General features: G+C 55.2%; 13 protein-coding genes and 2 pseudogenes. 11 read left to right on the forward strand and 4 right to left on the reverse strand.

Going from position 1 to position 17,986, the window contains the following annotated elements; all coding sequences use genetic code 11:
- Positions 1-67 precede the first annotated feature (67 nt).
- The 4 genes and pseudogenes from RLO149_RS23010 to RLO149_RS23415 form a co-directional block, all read left to right on the forward strand.
- Entirely contained in the window at positions 68-1,939 is a 1,872-nt protein-coding gene (locus RLO149_RS23010) for an acyltransferase family protein (protein WP_013959966.1), read from the forward strand.
- Positions 1,940-2,197: 258 nt separating this feature from the next.
- Complete coding sequence (locus RLO149_RS22745; protein ID WP_044025832.1) at positions 2,198-3,346, forward strand: right-handed parallel beta-helix repeat-containing protein; 1,149 nt, start codon at positions 2,198-2,200, stop codon at positions 3,344-3,346.
- 312 nt (positions 3,347-3,658) lie between these two features.
- A complete protein-coding gene (locus RLO149_RS22750) occupies positions 3,659-4,798 on the forward strand; it encodes an O-antigen ligase family protein (protein WP_217517521.1) in 1,140 nt (379 codons plus the stop codon).
- 366 nt (positions 4,799-5,164) lie between these two features.
- Positions 5,165-5,368 (forward strand): annotated as a pseudogene (locus tag RLO149_RS23415) (transposase); the annotation flags it as partial.
- A gap of 7 nt (positions 5,369-5,375) precedes the next feature.
- On the opposite strand, the pseudogene tnpA reads toward RLO149_RS23415, so the two are convergent.
- Positions 5,376-5,609, reverse strand: a pseudogene (gene tnpA, locus RLO149_RS22755) (IS200/IS605 family transposase); the annotation flags it as partial.
- A gap of 66 nt (positions 5,610-5,675) precedes the next feature.
- Positions 5,676-6,371 (reverse strand): sugar transferase, encoded by a 696-nt coding sequence (locus RLO149_RS22760; RefSeq protein WP_044025833.1) that lies wholly within the window; start codon positions 6,369-6,371, stop codon positions 5,676-5,678.
- A gap of 481 nt (positions 6,372-6,852) precedes the next feature.
- Between RLO149_RS22760 and RLO149_RS22765 the strand changes: the two genes are divergently transcribed.
- From RLO149_RS22765 to RLO149_RS22775, 3 genes are read left to right on the forward strand one after another with little or no spacing between them, the layout of a single operon-like run.
- Positions 6,853-7,734, forward strand: coding sequence for an ExeA family protein (locus RLO149_RS22765; RefSeq protein WP_013959971.1), 882 nt, complete (start codon positions 6,853-6,855; stop codon positions 7,732-7,734).
- Positions 7,731-9,278 (forward strand): GumC family protein, encoded by a 1,548-nt coding sequence (locus RLO149_RS22770; RefSeq protein WP_013959972.1) that lies wholly within the window; start codon positions 7,731-7,733, stop codon positions 9,276-9,278. Before RLO149_RS22765 ends, RLO149_RS22770 begins: the two co-directional genes overlap by 4 nt.
- 18 nt (positions 9,279-9,296) lie before the next feature.
- The gene (locus tag RLO149_RS22775; protein WP_013959973.1) at positions 9,297-10,118 is read left to right on the forward strand and encodes a CpsD/CapB family tyrosine-protein kinase; all 822 of its coding nucleotides are present in this window, start codon (positions 9,297-9,299) and stop codon (positions 10,116-10,118) included.
- 474 nt (positions 10,119-10,592) lie between these two features.
- Here RLO149_RS22775 and RLO149_RS22785 read toward each other — a convergent pair whose 3' ends face one another.
- A complete protein-coding gene (locus RLO149_RS22785; protein ID WP_013959974.1) occupies positions 10,593-10,886 on the reverse strand; it encodes a transposase in 294 nt (97 codons plus the stop codon).
- Positions 10,887-11,198: 312 nt separating this feature from the next.
- Here RLO149_RS22785 and RLO149_RS22790 point away from each other — a divergent pair, with 312 nt between their 5' ends.
- The 4 genes from RLO149_RS22790 to RLO149_RS22805 all read left to right on the forward strand — a co-directional run bounded on the left by RLO149_RS22790 (position 11,199) and on the right by RLO149_RS22805 (position 16,548).
- Positions 11,199-13,619, forward strand: a complete 2,421-nt coding sequence (locus tag RLO149_RS22790; RefSeq protein WP_245538206.1) for a tetratricopeptide repeat protein — start codon at positions 11,199-11,201, stop codon at positions 13,617-13,619.
- Positions 13,620-13,816: 197 nt separating this feature from the next.
- Positions 13,817-14,422 carry a polysaccharide biosynthesis/export family protein gene (locus RLO149_RS22795; protein ID WP_044025835.1) on the forward strand — a complete coding sequence of 202 codons (606 nt, stop codon included), beginning with the start codon at positions 13,817-13,819 and terminating at the stop codon, positions 14,420-14,422.
- A gap of 22 nt (positions 14,423-14,444) precedes the next feature.
- Positions 14,445-15,815 (forward strand): hypothetical protein, encoded by a 1,371-nt coding sequence (locus RLO149_RS22800; protein WP_245538207.1) that lies wholly within the window; start codon positions 14,445-14,447, stop codon positions 15,813-15,815.
- A 157-nt stretch (positions 15,816-15,972) separates the two neighbouring features.
- Complete coding sequence (locus tag RLO149_RS22805; RefSeq protein ID WP_245538208.1) at positions 15,973-16,548, forward strand: rhomboid family intramembrane serine protease; 576 nt, start codon at positions 15,973-15,975, stop codon at positions 16,546-16,548.
- A 41-nt stretch (positions 16,549-16,589) separates the two neighbouring features.
- Here RLO149_RS22805 and RLO149_RS22810 read toward each other — a convergent pair whose 3' ends face one another.
- Positions 16,590-17,606 (reverse strand): replication initiator protein A, encoded by a 1,017-nt coding sequence (locus RLO149_RS22810; protein WP_013959979.1) that lies wholly within the window; start codon positions 17,604-17,606, stop codon positions 16,590-16,592.
- Positions 17,607-17,986 lie beyond the last annotated feature (380 nt).

The raw sequence follows: 17,986 nt of genomic DNA on the forward strand, positions 1-17,986 counted from the left end.
ACAGCGTAGTATTTAAAATACGTTCTGCTGGACCTACACATGCCCCTTTATGCTGCAGGAGAGAGAGGTGAAATACCGGCCCGAAATTGATGGCCTCAGGTCCATCGCGGTTCTTGCTGTCCTGTTTTTTCATCTCGGTGTTCCCGGCATTACCGGGGGGTTCACTGGGGTGGACATTTTCTTTGTAATTTCGGGTTATCTGATCACATCTATTCTAATGCGTGACCTCGAGGCGGAGCGTGTTGACCTTGTGCAGTTCTACCGCCGTCGCGCGTTACGTATCCTGCCAGGGTTGTTTGCGGTGTTGATCGCGACGATCGCTCTCTCCGTCTTTATTTTGCTACCGTCCGAAATGGCAGTGCTGGGGCGCTCAATTATCGCAGCACTTCTGTTTGTATCTAACATCTTTTTCTGGTCCGAACTGGATTACTTCACTCCCGACGCCAAGGAAAACCCGCTGCTGCACACTTGGTCGCTAGGAGTGGAGGAGCAGTTCTATATTCTCGTGCCAGTCGCAATGTGGCTGGTTTATCGTTACGCTCGGCGGTTTCTGTTACCGCTATTCACACTGAGCGTGCTGGTTTCATTCGTACTGTCAGTCTATGCGGTCGAACCGATGCCACGCGCGAGCTTTTATCTGCTGCCCACACGCTATTGGGAGTTGGGGGCGGGATCGCTTCTGGCAATTAGTGGCGCGCGCAACGCATCGCACAGACTGGTCGCGAATGGCTTGGCTGCCTTTGGGCTGGCCTGCATCGCGGCAGGATTGTTTTGGCTGACTCCCAACAGTGTATTCCCCGGGCCTGCAGCCCTATTACCGGTGACTGGTGCGGTGGCGCTGATTGCCGCAGGAAGAAATAATTTTGCGGGACGCCTTTTGTCGACATCGGGGCCGGTCTGGATCGGCAAGATTTCATACTCTTTGTATTTGTGGCACTGGCCGTTGATCGTGCTGTGGAAGCTGCGTACAGACCCTTATCTGTCGGCGGTCGAGATGCTGACCCTGGGGCTGGTATCGATCATAGTGGCTGCACTTAGTACTCGCTATGTCGAGCAGCCTTTTCGTAAGCTGCCATCGCAACTGTCCAACAGGCGGGTGCTGTGGCCAGCAAGTGCAGCATTAGTTCTCGGAGCGGCGGCGGGCTGGGGTCTGATTCAAAACCCCCAAGCGCTGCGCAACTATCCGGCACGGGTGGTCGCGCTGGACGCTTATGCGGACTATTTTGATCGGCCTGAATTTCGCGCACGCTGGCAATACCACAAATGCCACCTCGATCCAAGGAGCGGTGGTTTCAAAGCCTATGATAGTGCGAACTGTCTGGCAGCAGACACTCGTCCTCTTGTATTGGTATTTGGCGACAGTCATGCAGCCCATATCTGGGGCGGGATCGCCGCTGCGCGCCCTGATCTGAATGTGGTGCAGGCCAGTTCAACCAATTGCAGGCCCTTACCAAATCATGCTCCGACGACCTTTTGTCACAAGTTAAGCGCCTTCATCTACGATGAGTGGGTGCCGCAGACTCAGCCCAGAACGGTTGTGCTTAGCGGTGTGTGGCGCGACAGCGAACTGCCAGAGCTGGCAGCGGGTATCGTCAAAATGCGCGATAGCGGTGTGGCACGAGTGGTGGTACTGGGCGATACGGTCACCTACGCGGCCACCCTGCCTCGGATTCTGGCACGCGCAGCCCTTCAGGGCCGGGAGGAGACAGTGCAATTGCAGAACCATCTGCGGCCCGGACAATGGCAGCGAGATGAGGTACTGCGTGCCATCGTCACACAGGCTGGTGGCGAACATATCGACCTGCTGAGCCAAGTCTGCCCAACTGGTCCGGACAGTTGTCAGGCTTGGGTGGAGGGCGTGCCACTATTGTTTGACAGCAACCATTATACAACCGAAGGTGCCGCGCTGATGGGCCGTGCCATCAGCGCAGGGTTGTGATCCCTCAAAGGCTTGCGCGCCGATCTATTGCCCGCGTATCCCTTTGGATATTAAAGCAACCGCATCGACAGACAGAGTGGTATTCCAATGCTTCATACAACGACCTACCGATCCGCTCCAAAGGCAGCTGTCCTGCGCCCGGGCCTCCGTGTAGCACGTACGATCGGATGTATTGTAATTTGGATGCTCTGTGCCGTTATAACGCAGGCTCGAGAGATCGCTGTACGGGACGATGACGGGCTTCTAGGCGCACTCAGGGTGGCACAAGCAGGTGATGTACTTGTCCTGCAGGGCGGCGAATACGGCATTCTGGCTTTGTGGCCTAAAGGTAAGGTCGACCCTCGTTTCCCAGGCCCCGTCACACTGCGTTCGAAGGATTCGCAACAGCCAGCGATCTTTACCGGGCTGCGTCTGAACGATGCACAAAACATGGTCTTTCAGCAGATTTTATTCGACTATCGTGCAACATCCGGGAGCTTCAAGGAGCGGCCATTTGAAATAAAGAATGCGCGCAACATCGTTATCACAGATTCAGTGTTCGACGGGGACAATGCCCACGGTACGGGCATCAGAGGCGACGGGTACGGTGCTGGGCTGGGCCTGAGTATCCGCAACAGCAATGACATCAGGATCGAAAACAATATGTTCAAAAATTTCTATCGAGGCCTGACCATGGGTTCAGGTAATGGAAACATTGTACGTGGTAATGATCTGTCAGGCATGCGGTCGGATGGTATGAACTTTGTCAAGGTGACGAACCTGTTGATTGAAAATAACTACGTACATGACTTTCGCCGGAATATGGAGGCCCGCGATCACGCAGACATGATCCAGTTCTGGACCAATGGCGCAGAAACGCCAACGACCGACATTATAATCCGGGGCAATGTACTCAACATTGGGGCGGGCGATCACACCCAGTCTTTGTTCATGCGCAATGAAGCGGTTGACAGCCAAGGGAAAGGTCGCGCGATGTTTTACCGTAATATCCTGATAGAAGATAATGTGATCATCAATGGCCACCTGCATGGCATTTCCATAGGGGAAACCGACGGGCTGACGATCCGCAACAACACGCTGATCCGCGCACCGCGACGCGGACAAATCCCCCCACCCTCAGGCCGCGGGCCCAAACACTGGATGCCTCGGATCAAGGTGGCAGATAAATCGGTGAATGTGACACTGCAGAACAATGTCGCGCCCGCAATCCGCGTCACTGGGCAAAGATGGCGTGTGGTAGGCAACCTCGCTATTCAGGACATGTCCTTGATGCAACCTGGCCATTACACGCGCGTCTTTGAAAATGGCCTGGCAGCAGCCCCTTATGCGCTGGATAATTTCCGTACCAGAGCTGGCGGAGAAGCAGATCAAGCGGGTCTGGGCGCCACCCGGCTGCAGGAAAACTGAGGCGCAGGGATGATTTCCAACGCTCCTCCCCTCAAAAGTGCAACAGCGCTTAGCGGCACGCCTGCCGCAGCACTAACCACATCGCGGGTGCCGCGGCTAGTGCTGTTATATATCATCTTTCTGTTCCTGCCATGGGGGTTTGACTTGGGGCCGTTGGCGATGTCGCCGTTGCGGCTTTATCTGCTAATCCTGACCCCCTTTCTGTTCGTGAACATGCTCAGGGGTGAATATGGTCGGATCTGCCTGACAGACATCCTGTTCATCTTGTATCTGGTCTGGGTCAGCGTCGCATTGGCGGTCAATAATCCCGAAATGGTCATTGAAAACTCGGGCTCCACCTCGATGGAGTTTCTGGGTGGCTATATGGTGGCCCGCGCTTGTATCCGCGACAAGGAGAGTTTTCTTGGGTTCTGTAAGGCATGGAGCCTTCTGGTTGCGCTGACCATCATTCCGGTGTTGATTGAACAGGTCACCGGAAACGCCATCCTGATGACAATCGCCGATGCCATTCCTGGCGTCCGCAGTCCTAGCGACAACAACAATACGCGCTGGGGGCTGGAACGGGTTCAGGTCGTTTTCGCTCACCCGATCTTATATGGTCTCGTCTGTTCCACCGCGGTTCCGCTCACTTATGTAGCACTACAGGGGCAATTGGCCGGACCACAGAGGGTATTCCGTACGGGTATCATCGCGCTTTGCACGTTTTTTGCGCTCTCCAGCGGCGCGCTGCTCGCGATGTTGCTGCAGTTCTTTATGATCGGCTGGTCTTGGGCCTTTGCACGGATGCAGGCGCGCTGGACGCTTCTGCTGATCATGGTCATTCTGGCATATATCACTGTAGATTTGATCTCCACCCGGACGCCGATGCGGGTATTTTTAACTTATGCAACCTTCTCTGCACAAACCGCTTACACAAGGCTTTACATCTTTGAGTGGGGGATGGTGAACGTCTGGGCCAATCCGATCTTTGGGCTAGGTTTCCAAGACTGGGTCCGCCCACGTTTCATGGGATCGAGTGTAGATAATTTCTGGCTTTTGACAGCAATGCGCTACGGCATTCCAGGATTTACGTTTCTGGCATCAGGCTACTTCATCCTGATTTGGAAGGTGGGGCGCAAGGTTTTTGATAAAGACACGACGCTGTTGCTGCTGCGCCGCGGGTGGGTGTTTACGTTGGTCGGAGTCTGTTTCACGTTGGCGACGGTGCATATCTGGTCAGCACCCTTTTCGCTATTTGCTTTTCTTTTAGGGTCCGGCGTCTGGTTTTTAGAGCAAAACCCCGAAAGTGAGGCAGTTCTGGACGTTAGCAATGCGACCGAGTCACTCCGGCGACACCCTGTCTATGCGCGTGTCTTACCGCTGCAAAAACAGATGCACTTGAAACCGCAGGAGACCACTACACGACTCAAGGATAGACGGTACATGCGCATACCAACCAGCAACCGAAAATAGAAACTGGATTAGAGCCGGTCTGTTTCAATCGGTTTCATATCCTGCAGTTTTTAAGAAGTGATCACACGTATCCGACCTGCGTATGTTGTCTTAGGCGATAATACGCATACGTAACCCAACGAGATGTGGTTGCCATCTCCATATCGGCCCAGAGACATGGCCAAGCAGAACAGACATACTGGATCAGATCAAAGAGGACGTGCTCGAATGAATGCTAGGTTGATCCGCGCCAAGTTTGTCGAAGGTTGACTTGGCCTAAACGAGCACTTGGGGCGGCACGAAAGCGCGACAGGTCCAAAACCAAACGAACATAAATGTTCGTCCACAGTTTTTGCTTAGAGTAATCCTACGCACAAACCTTCCGATGGGGCCTGGTTCCTCTACCTGCCGCCATACTCGCCGGACTTGAATCCCATCGAACAAGCCTTCTCAAAGCTGAAAGCCCATCTTCGAAAGATCGGGGCCAGAACTTTCACAGAGGTCTTCGAGGCCATCGGAGCAATTTGCGATCTCTACGACCCGACCGAGTGCTGGAACTACTTCAAGGCTGCAGGATATGTCTCAGGTTAATGTCGAAACGCTTTAGGTCGCTAATCGCCAGTTTCGGCGGGACTGACACGAACGTGTGGACGTGGTCGCTTGAGAGCACGCCGCGGATGATCTCGACGCCACTCTGCTCACAGACTTGACGGCAGATATCGCGGACCCGCAGTTTGATGTCGCCCTGCAGCACCTTATGGCTATACTTGGTCGACCAAACGAGGTGGTAGTAGACGCAATGCCTCCCCATGGAATACGAACATAGGACCATTTTTCGTGCTAAAGCGCACCCGTCTGAAAGACAGGGGGTTTAGACCAAAGAGTAGATATTAAACGCCTAATACCCGGTTCCCCGTAGTACGACCAGTACGGTACGCAGCAAAAGCAGGATATCGGTTTTGAACGAAACGTCCTGATAATATGCATCATCATAGCGGGCGCGGTCTGAAAAGCTGACCTTATTACGGTCGGACACCTGCCATGGGCCGGTGATGCCGGGACGCAAACGGTAATAGCCTTTGCCGGGATAGGCCGCCTTTTGGCACACCATCATTGGGCGGGGGCCTACAAGAGACATCGTACCGTTCAGCACATTCAGCAACTGGGGCAGCTCATCGATCGAGGTTTTGCGCAGCACACGCCCGACAAAAGTAATCCGCGGATCATGCTTGAGCTTTTGAGTCCTGTCCCATTCGGCGCGGGCTTCGGGGTTTTCGGCCAGATGCGCCTCAAGCAAATCATCTGCATCATAGATCATGGTCCGCAGTTTCCAGATTCGAAAGGTCCGAGCGTTCTTGCCAACACGCAGTTGTGAATACAACGGGCTATGTCCGTCAAACGCGATGATCAAAGCCATGAGTGCAATAACAGGTGATATAATAGGTATTATGATTAAAGTCGCTACGACATCAGAGAAACGCTTGATCTTGTCCCGGTAAACACCGGTCACAGGTCCGGACGCCACCTCTGGCTTCTGAATCTGCTGAGACTGTTCTTTAATCTCCACAACGTGCGGCGCAAAATGTAATGTCATATACACTTCCGGACTAAATGATCCGGCTCCAAATACTGTTACACACAACGCGCATCGTTTTTACTTACACAACATTAATTACAGAACACATGCGCAAAAATGCCTAATAAAGTCTTCCAGATGCGACTTAGAAAATTATTAGCATTTTGTCTGGTACCAAGCATAGCCCAGAGAGCATTGTTTGGTAAATTTTTAGGGGAATTGATAGAAATTTTTGCTTAAATCAATATTTTACCCGCAGAGGTAGAAAAAATTGATCATGTAAGGTGACTAATTGTCAGGCGAGAAGAATTAACGCGTTAACAGTCGGCCTGCTCCGCCGGTATTTTCGAATCAAATTTTGGAGCAATATCGCTACACTCGGAGAGATGCGCGCCTTGAAATATACTTATTTTGGCAATAAAGCCCCTTCTGGTAACTATTAAGCAAGATGATTACGTCTTTGCTGTCGGTATCAGGATAAGGATAAAGTTTCAGAGCTATGGCCGCTGAACTTTACAATACACATTTCGGTTTCAGCGAGCGACCTTTCTCCTTGTCGCCCGATCCTGATTTCTTGTTCCTGTCAAAATCTCACACACGCGCGTTTTCCGTTTTAGAATATGGGCTTATGACGCATGCCCCCTTGACGATGCTGACCGGTGAGGTCGGGATGGGTAAGACGATGCTGCTGCAGGCTTTGCTGCGGAAAGTGGATGACGACATCACGCTGGGTCTGGTGTCCAACGCACAGGGAGACCGGGGCGATCTGTTGCGTTGGGTGCTGAATGCGCTGGATGTCGCCTTGCCGTCTGAGACAGATTACGTGTCGCTGTTCCAGCATTTCCAGAACTTTGTCGTGAGTGAATATGCCGCAGGGCGCCATGTGGTGCTGATCATCGATGAGGCGCAGAACCTGGGCGCTGAGATGCTCGAAGAGCTGCGCATGCTGACCAACATCAATTCGGGCAAGGACGAGTTGTTGCAGATCATCCTGGCCGGCCAGCCGGAGCTGCGCGATCTGATCTCGCGCCCTGAATTGCGCCAGTTTGCCCAACGTGTGACCGCGACCTATCATCTGGCCCCTTTTTCGCGCGCCGACAGCGTGGCCTATATCAAACACCGTCTGCAACGGGTCGGTGGCACGGGGGATGAAATCACCGCCCCTGCCCTGAGCCATATCCACCTTGAGGCAGAAGGCATTCCGCGGTCGATCAACAAGCTGTGCGATCTCGCGCTGGTTTATGCGGCAAGTGCGGGCAATACGGTTGTCGGCAAGCCGATCCTCAACGAGCTGATCCGTGACGGGCTGATTCTGAAACCGGCCCCCCCGCTGCTGGTCCTGACCGACCGGGTGGATCTTCCTGAAAAGGCTGCAGAATGAATCTGGATATCGCATTCTACTGGAAACTTCTTGTGCGCCGCATGCCGGTGATGATGCTGTTCGTGCTGCTGGGCTCAGGCCTTGGAGTGATCACTGCGCTAAAGCTGCCCGAGACGTGGTCGACAGAGGCCCGCCTGCTGGTCGAAGCGCCCCAGATCCCGGATGAGATGGTCCGCTCGACCATTCAGACCGATGCGCTGGAACAGCTTGACATTATTCAGGAAAGGCTTTTGACGCGCGCTAACTTGATTGATATCGCCAATCGCCTAAATGTCTTTGAACACATTGGTGAAATGGACCCTGATCAGGTTGAGCTGGCGATGCGGCAAGCAACACAGATCCGGCGCAGTGAAGGCCGTAATCAGGCAACGATTTTGCGCATCGTGTTCGAGGCACGTTCGGGCCGTATCGCCGCGGCGGTGGTGAATGAATATGTTACCATCGTTCTGGACGAAAACGCCAGCTTCCGCATTTCGCGGGCGGCAAACACGCTGCAATTTTTCCAGCAGGAAGTTCAACGCATGGAAGAGGAACTTGCCATGCAAAGTGCCAGAATTTCCCAGTTCAAATCTGACAACGTGGCAGCCCTTCCCGAGAACCAGAGCTACCGACTGGGGAGACAGACACTGCTGCAGGAACGGCTGGAAAGACTAGAAAGCGAACGCAGCATCTATGAGGCACAGCGCGAAGATATTCTCAAGGTTTATGAGGCAACAGGAGAAGTGCGGCAGCGGGAAAACCAAAGGACCCTAACCGCCGATGAACAGCGCCTGAGAAATGTCGAGGCAGAGCTTAATCAGGAGCTGTTACGCTATTCTGAAACCCACCCCAACATCATCCGCCTGCGCGCTCTAGTGGAGAGAATTGAGACCAGCATCGCAGCGGATCAAGCGGCAACTTTGACACCCGAGGAAGATATCTCTGTCGAGGATCCAGTCCTAACGGCGACCCTCGCTGAGATCGATACAAGACTAGATTTCATTGAACGGGACATCGCGACCACGACAACAGAGCTTGAACAGTTGCAACAAGCCATCACCCGGAGTTCCAGCAATGGCATCATTCTGAACGGTTTGGAGCGTGAATATGGGATCATCGAAAGCCGCTATAACGCCGCCGTGCTGAACCTGAACGCCTCTCAGATGAGTGAACGGATCGAAACCACGGCGCAAGGCCAGCGCATCACCATCATCGAAAGCGCGACGATTCCCAATGTGCCAACCGGCCCAAACCGGCCCTTGATCGCAATTGCCGGTGCCGCTGCAGGGATCGGACTCGCCAGCGTGTATTTTGTTTTGCTCGAGCTTCTTAACCGCACCATCCGTCGCCCTGCAGAGCTGATGAGTCGCTTCGACATCACCCTGATAGCAACGATCCCCTATATGGAAAGCCCCAGGCGACGTTTTATACGCCGCGCCAGCATCATCGGTGCCACTATGTTTGTATTGATAAGTGTTCCTTTAGCCCTTTGGTATATAGACACTAATTATCTTTCTCTAGAGCTTATCGTACAGAAGGGCTTGTCCCGTCTGGGGCTTGGTTAGAATAAAAGGCTAAAGAGTATGGAAAAATTACAAGCTGCTTTGGAAAAAGCCCGCGAGGCCCGTAATCCTACGTCTCCTATGGCCCACCAAACGCATTATGATGGTACCTCACGAACAAAGAAAAATAAGGGACTCCAAACCGACTTATGGGAGGCGTTGACTCCCATTGACGTCTCTGATCAGCATTTGAGCAAGCACCGCGTCGTTACCCGACAGGCAGGACCAAGTGCGGCACCCTTCGACATACTGCGCACCAAGGTCCTGTTGCAGATGCGCCAGAACGGCTGGAAACGGCTGGCGATTACCTCGCCAATGCCGAATTCTGGGAAAACTACCACGGCGTGCAATCTGGCATTGGGTCTTGGCAGGCAAAAAGATCTGCGCGCTATCTTGATGGATCTGGATCTGCGTGATCCTTCGGTTCACTCGTTTTTCCGAGCAACACCCTCTCATGGTATCGGCGACCTGCTTGCCGGGCGCGTAGAATTTAATGATCAAGCGTTACGAATCGGCGATAACGTAGCGGTCTCAATGTCACTTGCGGCAGAAGGTGATCCCACGCGGCTACTGTTAGCTGAAGAAACCGCGGATATTATCAACCACATCGAGAGGGAATACAAACCTGATATTATGGTCTTTGACCTACCATCAGTACTGGTCAACGATGACACACGTGCCTTCCTGAAAAACGTTGATTGCGCCCTCATCGTCGCGCGCACTAATTCGACACGCTACAGCCAATTCGACACCTGCGAACGTGAAATTGCCGAACAAACCAATGTTTTGGGAACTATTCTGAATGCGTATTTAAACGTGGGCACGGTCTCGGAACAAAGATAACGGACAGGTTGCCACGCAAACAGGTTGTGGCCGATTTTGGGATCTGCTTCTCGACGCCGAGCCGATGGTTCCAGAAGGATCGGCGCACTCATGAGAAGCCTACCTCGAACGCGAAATCACCAAACTGAGTTTTCTGTGAACTGGCTGCGCAAGATCATGGAAGACAGCGCGGTGGCCATTAGGCCAGGCAGAGCCGGCAGCTCAGCAAGAGCCAGCATAAGAATATAGTCGTGTTGGCCCATAGAGCCACGTCAAACACAGATTGGACCTGTCACGGTTTGGATGCCGCTCCTTCGATAGCATTTACAGCAACAGCCGCCCTGCCAGCCGCAGACAAAGGTCTGATCTGGTGACATTGGCACACATCAAAGAACAGTCGCGCCTCATAGTAAAATGACGACCGCGAGATCGACAGCAGCTTGCATTGTTTGCCAATAGACAAGTCGGCATTGGTGGGCTCGATCATCTTACGCCTCACTTGCCGGTCCAAGGTTTGAGCTTTCTGGACAAAAAATCATTGGCGACGGCCAACTCCCCAATCTTGGCGTGCAGGTCTTCGGCCCGCCCTTCATCGACTTCCGGTGCCTTCCAGACACCACACTCAAATACACCAGACGCGCCTTCAAGAAGAGCCCGCTTCCATTGATGGATCATCGTCGGATGAACCCCGGCCCTACTGGCCAGCTCGCTGACCTCTTCTTCGCCTTTCAGCGCTCCCAACGCCACCTTGACCTTAAACTCTGGGTGATGTTGCTTCCGTTTCGACATCGTCAATCTCCTTAGTGTTGAAGATCAACAGACAACAGTTTGCAGCTTACGTCAGTGTCCGAATTTCGAGGGGTAGCTCACACCTGCGACGGCTCAAGGCCCACACATTCGACGCGCTCTTTCAATCTGTCGCCCAAACCTGTGACTTCTTCCCACCAAACGAGTGCCGAAACCTCTTCAAGGCCGCCGGATATGTTGCAGAGTAAATGGACGATGTTCTAGGTACAATGTTCTGGTGTATGAGATCACTCTGGCATAAACTGTTAGCACTTTTATTTTAAAGAGGATGTTGATGTAGTGCGGAGAGCTGGATTGTTTAAAAGTGTTCCTATCATATTAGTCATTGCGATGGCGCTGAGCGCATGCAAATCATCCGAAGAACGCGCTGAGGAATATTACCAGAGCGGCCTGAAATTGATTGAAAGCGGCGATTACGAGCGCGGCATGGTCGAGCTGCGCAATGTTTTCGAATTCGACGGCAGCCACCGCGAGGCACGATCTTTGCTCGCCACGACACTTCTGGAGCAGGAGAACAACATACACGGTGCCTATGGCCAGTTCCTGCGCCTTGCCGAGCAATACCCAGATGATGCGGAAACCCGCATCCTACTGAGCGAGATGGCTTTTAACGGCGCCAACTGGGAAGAACTGGAACGCCACGGCACCAGAGCGGTTGAGCTTGCACCGGATGACACGCGCGCCAAGGCCATCGCCATTGCACTGGCTTATCGCACGGCTTCTCTGGCCAATGATGATCCCGCACGGCGCGAACAGGCGCGTGCCGCACAAGACTTGCTGGGCGCGTTGCCCGACAATGTGATGCTGCGCAAGCTGGTGCTGGATGCCCTGCTGCTCAACGGGGACATGACACAGGCCCTGATCGAGTTGGACTGGCTGCTGGAACGTGAGCCGGAAAATATGCTCTACTGGCGTCAGCGGCTCAACATCCTGTCACAGAATGATGACATGGAAGGCATCGAAACTCAGTTGCTGGGCATGGTGGAACGCTTCCCCGAGGATGTCGAAACCAAGCAGATGCTGCTGCGGTTCTATCTGTCACGCGAAGAAAACGACAAAGCCGAAGCCTTTCTGCGCCAACTTGCGGACAGGGCGGCTCCTGATGATAACGCCCCTCTGGCGGATCTGGTCAATTACCTGCTCCAGACGCAAGGTCCGGAGGCGGCTCTGGCAGAACTTGACGCCGCCATTGTCGAAGAAGAAGACCCGGTGCCCTTCCAGACCATCCGGGCCGGCATCATCTTTGCCCAAGGTGAAACGACTGAGGCCATTATGGAGCTTGAGGGCGTTCTGGAAGGCGCAGAGCCGTCAGAGCAGACCAATGACATCAAGGTTGCCCTCGCCAGCATGATGCTGAGCACCGGCAACGAAGTAGGCGCGCGTGCCCAGGTCGAAGAAGTTCTGGTCGCGGACGAAGGGCACCCCGCCGCCTTGAAGATGCAGGCCTCCTGGCAGATCCGCGCCGATGAGGCAGAGGCTGCGATCAACAACCTGCGGCTGGCGCAGGACCGCGCCCCGGAAGATGCGCAAACCATGAGCCTGATGGCCGAGGCCTATGCCCGTTCAGGGCGTCCCGAACTGTCACAGGATTTTCTGGCGCTGGCCGTGGAAGCCTCCGGCAATGCGCCTGCGGAAAGCCTGCGCTATGCGCAATTGCTGATCGAGCAGGAACGCTATCTGCCCGCAGAAGATACGCTGCTCCCTGCCCTGCGGCTGGCCCCCCGGAACGTCGACTTGCTGGCCGCACTGGGTAACCTATATCTGCGCATGGAGGACATGGGACGGACCGAACAGGTGGTTAACACCCTGCGTGGGATCGAAACTCCTGCCGCGCAACAAGCCTCCACCCGGCTTGAGGCGCAATTGATCAGTGTGCGCAACGGCGTCGAAGACGCGATCAGCTATATCGAAGGCATCGCCTCTTCTGATGATGCGACCCTGAACAGTCAGGTTGAACTGCTGCGCGTCCGTCTTGGGACAGGCGATGTTGACGGTGCGTTGCTGCTGGCCGAAGAATTGAACGCGGAAAACCCGGATAATCTGGCCTTGCGCGCCATTGCAGCCTCCGTCGAGGCGGCGGCAGGCAACCCCGAGGGGGCGGCAGCGATTTACCGCGAGGTCGTGACCGCAGAACCACAAGCCGCAAATGTCTGGCTTGAACTGGCCCGGGTCACGCAACGCCTTGAGGGTGACACCAGCGCCAGCGCCATCGTCGACGAGGCCCTTGCGGCGGCGCCCGACAACGGCAATCTGCTTTGGGCAAGTGCCTCCTACAAGGAACGCGCCGGGGATATCGACGGTGCAATCGAAATATACGAGTCGCTTTATGCGCGCGATTCAAGTTCTGTGATCGTGGCCAACAATCTGGCAAGCATGCTGACCACCTATCGCACCGACGAGGCAAGCCTTGATCGTGCCTGGGCCGTGGCACGGCGTTTCCGCGACACTGAAATCCCTGCCCTGCAAGATACATTCGGCTGGATCCTGCACCGGCGCGGCGAAAGTGAAGAGGCCCTGCCCTATCTTGAAGGCGCAGCGCAGGGCCTGCCCAACGACCCGCTTGTTCAATATCACCTCGGCAAAGCATATGAGGCACTGGAACGTCCCGAAGATGCCTTAGCGCAGTTCCGCAAGGTCGTGCAGATTGCCGGCCCTGGTGACCAGCGCGAACAGGTGATCGAAGCCCGCAACCTCATCGCTGCCACGGAAAACTGACCGGTTGATCCACCTAGGCCAGAGCTTTGCGCCTGCTCCCCCGTGGGGCAGGTGATCGGGCTGAAATCATGGATCCTGCGAGCCTGTGACGTCATAACTACATTTTTGACTAATTTTTACCTGAGCTTAATCAGTTCTTTTCATGCAGGGGCTGGCAATAGATGATGGCCCAAAGCTGCAATGGAGCAGAAACGACGATGCAAAATGTCAAAAATATTCTCATGGGGCTGGTTCTGGTACTGGTGGCCAGCATGGCGCAGGCGCAATCGGAATACCGGGTGCAACCCGGTGACGGCTTGAACATCGAAGTGCTCGAAGACGCCAGTCTCAACCGGTCCGTCATAGTTTTGCCCGATGGACGTTTCAACTTTCCCTTTGCGGGCACCGTGCGGGCCAGCGGTCGCACCGCTGTACAGATCCAAAGCGATGTGACGACCGCTATCCAGTCCAATTTCGCAAACCCGCCCACGGTTTTCGTCTCGGTCATTCCATCCGCCTCGAATGTGCAGGAGGCCACGGATAGCGACATGATCGACGTCTATTTTCTGGGAGAGGTCAACACCCCCGGCCTGCTTGAAGTCAAACCCGGCACAACCCTGTTGCAGGCGATTGCTGTTGGCGGGGGCGTGACGCGCTTTGCCGCCGTCAAGCGCATCCAACTGCGCCGCACGAACCGGCAAACCGGCGTGCAAAACGTCGTAACACTAAATTATAAGGCCCTGGCAAACGGGACCGCGAGCAATGTGATCGAGCTGAAGGACGGAGATGTCATTCTGGTACCGGAACGGCGTCTGTTCGAATAAGACCCATTCGCACAGGCACATCATGAATACAGGCCGCGCGCGCCACAAGGTTGGCGCGTTTGCAGCCCTGTGCGGCATCGGCATTGCCGCCCATGCCCAGGAGGCCCTGCCCCCCGGCATCACCGCCAGCTTCGATGTCACCCAGCGGCTTGAATACAGCGACAACCCCGACCTTGAAGTAGAGGATGATCCTGATTTCTTTGGCCGCACGATATTAGCCTTCGATCTGGAAAGCGCCACACCGCTTGAGAATTTCACCCTCAGCCTCGGCACGGATATCGAAGAAGGGCGCAACGACCGCTCAAGCGTGGATCTGACGAATAGTTTTGTGCGGTTGGGCTATGACCGGGCCACGCGCAACGCCAATATCGGCACATCCCTCAGATATCGCGAGTCCGACACCAGCTCTTCCTTCTTTGATGATGATTTCGACACCGACGGCAGGATCATCAATCAGGACAGTGGCACGCGGCAGAACTATGGCTTTGGACTGACGGGTGCTGTGGGGGTGGAAGCCCCCATTGGCGCAAGCTTCTCGCTGGATTACAGCGAGCTGCGCTACAGCGGCACCGAGGATCCGGACCTGACGGACCGCAGCACGCTGGATACATCCGCACAGATCAATTTTCGGATCGATCCGCGTATCATCGCCCGGTTAACGACGAAATACCGTGACTTTGATGCACAGGGCAACGGCACCAGCCGGGAAACAACAGGCTTTGGCGCGGGCGTCGAACTGGAATTTTCCCCCACGCTGAGCGGTGATTTTGCGGCAAGCTACGACAGCATCGAACGCAGTGGGGACGAGACCGGCACGGATGACGGTGTCAGCTTTAGCGCGGGGCTGACGCAGGATCTGACAAACGGCACGATCGGGGCGACGTTCAGCTCGGATGTCAGCTCCAACGACGACGGTCGGCGCTCATTCTTCACCATCGACCGGACGATGGATCTGTCGAAACGGGCCGCGCTGTCCTATTCTCTGGGCGGCACCAGCAGCGAAACCAGCAGCTTTGAGCCCTTGGTGAACGTGGATTATAGCTATGCGCTGCCCACGGGCCAGCTGACATTTGGCATGTCCCAGCGGGTCAACACCGACAGCGACAATCAGGAACAGGTCAACACCACGTTGAACGCCGGCTACCAGCAGCAGATCAACAGCCTGTCGAGCATTGGGGCGGATTTCTCGCTTTTCGACCGCAATGAATTGGGTGAATTTGCCGATGACGGGCGCCGGGTCAGCCTGAGCCTGTCCTATCAATACGCCCTGACCCGCGATTGGGGGCTCGTGAGCGGTGTATCGCATACCCTTTCAACATCGGACAACGAAGCGGACCGCAGTTCCAATACGGTCTTTATCGGATTACAACGAAACTTTAGCTGGAATCCCTGATCTGCCCCTTGCCAAGCTACATCCACGCCGTTCATTGTCAAATATGACCAAAGATAACGCCTTCTCACCAGCGACAGCTTTCGCCGCGCAAAAAAATACGCCGGGTCGGAGTCTTTTGCTTGTCCTAATAGTGGTCTGCTGCGTTCTGGAAGGGATTTTGCAACTCAGCGACCTCGGTCTGGTTCAGCCAGAGCGACTACGGGGGATGGCTTATGAATACGGCGGCTTCTGGCCCGGCCTGCTTAAGGATTGGAACCCGAACTACACTCTCCAGTCCTATGCGATGTTCGTCACCTACGGGTTTCTGCATGGAGGGCTGATCCACCTGATCGTCAATATGATAACGCTGTGGTCGCTGGGGGCGGCGGTCATCTTGCGAGTCGGCTTGCGCGGTTTTTCCATCCTCTACATCGCTTCGATTTTTGGTGGTGGGGCGGGCTATGCTGTCCTTGCTGCAGGGCTGCAACCAATGGTCGGCGCGTCAGGGGCCCTCTTTGGGCTCGCCGGGGGACTGCTGGCATGGATGTATGTGGATCGTTTCACGTTTCAGCAGGGCCTGCTGCCCGTCGCACAGGCCGTCGCGCTCCTGATCGCCCTCAACATGACCATGTGGTGGGCGATGAGTGGTCAGTTGGCTTGGCAAACCCACTTTGGCGGCTTTGTCACAGGCTGGATCACCGCCATGCTGATCGACCCGCGCCCCCTTTATCCAGAAGATAAAGGGGGCGCTTAGGTCGCACTTTCTCTCATCAGTGGCGCGCATTACGCTTATCCTTACCGCCGCGGACTGTTACGCTTTTTCACCCAGCCCAGAAACGCCTTGTCGGGGGATAACAGGCGCGGGGCGCCGCTGGTGGCCCACATGGTGCGCCAGTCGGCCTCCAGCGCGTAGATATCCGCGCCGGGGGCCAGACGGTGGGCTTCTTCCAGCGCCTCTGGCGACAACTGCGGCGCGCGGTCGGGCAGATCCACCAGCGTCTGGGGGCGCACGGCGATGATATCGCCCGGCTCCTCAACCAGCGTATATTCCGGCAGCGGGTCGCGGGTGATGATCTCGCGCAGCATCGCGCGAAACACCCGGCGGGGAGAGGTCGAGCCGGATTTCTTCAGCAAGGTCTCCACCGACACGCGCCACACAGGCTGGCGGCCGCAGTGTTTGCGCGCCAACTCATAAAGCCGCCGCTCCAGCGGTTTGCGTAAGGAAAAATAGTCGCGGCTGAGTGTGAGCACCGATTTGCTCAACACCGCCCGATAAAGCCATTCCGACAGGGTCACGCTGACGCTCACCATGCGCCCTGCCCGCGTGCGCCGCACGATCTCCCAGCTCTCGATCAGACCAAAGCCGCTGGTCGTCTCCAGCGCGCCAGTGGTGATGTTGGTGGTGATGCGCGTGCCTGCCAACCGTTCAAAGGCATCGCGCAGCCGCTTGTAGCCATCGCCTGAGGTTTCGCGCCCCGTGGCCAGCAGCAAATCATGCGCCGTCAGCGTCAGATGCCGTGAGGTCTTTTTGCCCGCGTTGATCGCGGCCATCAGCTGGCTGATACAAAAGATCAGAATATCCGCGTCAAAGATCGTCGCCCGCCCCTTCACGCTGGGGGTGATGGTGATTTCAGCATCATTGTGGGTGTAGTTCAGAATGCGCCTGTCAGGCCGCGTCGAGAGCGAAAACAACGGATGCTCCATCGCCGCCAGGTCGTGTTTGGGAACGGCTGCAAAAAAATCGCACACGAAAAAATCACTCTGTCCGATGGGCTGACCCATCGCGCTGCCCGTCGGGTTTGCCCCGCTCATGCCTGCTCACTTTCCGACCGGGTTGATCCCGACCTTTTAGGATTTGCCTCAAGGAACTGCACGTTGGCAGGCCCATATTTGCCCCGATTGCCTTTCGGGGTTTCATTTACACGGACCCTAAAGCCTGTGGATAACTGCGTCCAGAAAAACCGGAAGAGCTTTGTGGTTTCAGAGTCACTCAAACGGGGGATCAGAGTCACCCTATCGGGGTTTCAGAGTCGGCACTCCTTTAGAAAGAGCACAGAACATGTTGAATACACGCCTTTTTCCGACAACACATATCCCTTGTAACTAATAATAACATATCATTAACTAAGACGGCTGAGGGTCGGACCGCCTTTCGAAGACCTGCGTAGATACGAATCGTCGCTATTTTTCTG

The organism is Roseobacter litoralis Och 149 (assembly GCF_000154785.2).
Lineage (GTDB): Bacteria > Pseudomonadota > Alphaproteobacteria > Rhodobacterales > Rhodobacteraceae > Roseobacter > Roseobacter litoralis.